The 898-nt window shown below is 55.9% G+C and carries 1 protein-coding gene; it reads right to left on the minus strand.

Annotated features, from left to right (window positions below):
- Nucleotides 1–552: TetR/AcrR family transcriptional regulator (locus A3730_RS28195; RefSeq protein WP_063539396.1), on the minus strand; the 552-nt coding region annotated here is incomplete at its 3' end.
- Nucleotides 553–898: the final 346 nt, after the last annotated feature.

Consider the following 898-nt stretch of genomic DNA (forward strand, 5'->3'; position numbering starts at 1 on the left):
AACGCCGTGACGCATCAGGGATTCGTCCAGGGCTTCATCCGCCGCCGCGTCCGGGCGCAGGCCATGGACCAGCGATGCCCAGGAGGACATCAATACCCAGGTATTCACCATCAGTCCCTGTAGCTGCTCATCATCCACGTCGATAATGCCGCTGCCGCGCAGTTCACCGTAAATCACCCGCCCCCGTTCCAGTACGATTTCCACAAAGGCCTGATAGCGGGCGGCCAGCTCCGCATCGGCGTGCAGGAAGTGGGTCAGATCGCGATGGAAGAACCGGTACTGCCACATGGACGCCAGCAACCCCTCGAAATAGTAGGTCTTGATGGTCCAGGTCAGCGGCCCCTGGGGGGCTTCCAGAAGGGTCAGCAAGTGCTGGCTATAGCGCTCGAACAGCGCCGCCACAATCGTGCCCTTGTTCCGGAAGTGGTAGTAGAGATTGCCCGGGCTGATGCCCAGGGCCTCGGCGATGTGATTGGTGGTCACATTACGTTCACCCTGCCGGTTGAAGAGGGCGAGGCTGGTGTTGAGGATCCGTTCCTTGGTGCTGGTCATTGTAGGCCAAATGTTGTGATTTCATTACCGCAGGTTGACTCCTAGAGTAATTACTCTAAAAATCAGACTCAAGGTTAATTTTTGATCGGCAATCAGCACTGCCGGTCTTGTCATCATACATAATCCTGAAGCCGCGATTTCAGCGTGGATGGATGGCGTAAGAATTTGCTGTCACAGGGGATTTTCTGAAGAAGCGTCGCATCAGGGAATGCGATCGACTGAAGAAAACTTTCTGTGGCGGCAAAGGCTTGCGTCAGACGCCGCGAGGAAGTCGCGGACTCAGGATAAAAAAAGCCTCGGGAGGCAAGTGACCATGGTCGCCGAAGTCAAAGAACTGCAACGCAAC

The organism is Alcanivorax sp. HI0044, assembly GCF_001634945.1.